The 201-nt window shown below is 64.7% G+C and carries 1 pseudogene; it reads left to right on the top strand.

The annotated features are described in order from the left end of the window. Positions 1-201, top strand: a pseudogene (locus IF83_RS30950) (WXG100 family type VII secretion target); the annotation flags it as partial.

Raw genomic sequence — 201 nt, 5'->3', positions numbered from 1 at the left:
TTTGGCGTTGTCGGAGACGGATTTCGAGTCGGTGTCGCATGAGCGGATGCGGGCGATGATCGAGGGTGCCGATCCGGAGACGACCGGCAAGCTGGGCGGAAGGTTGAAGAAGGCTGCGGTGGCGATCGAGGAGATCGGTACCGAGTTGAAGACGCGGTCGACGGTCGTGGCGTGGGAGGGCGAGGGTGGTGAGGCGTTCCG

The organism is Streptomyces albus subsp. albus (assembly GCF_000719865.1).
In the GTDB taxonomy this organism is placed as follows: domain Bacteria; phylum Actinomycetota; class Actinomycetes; order Streptomycetales; family Streptomycetaceae; genus Streptomyces; species Streptomyces albus_E.
This window is presented reverse-complemented; position numbering and strand designations above follow the sequence as displayed.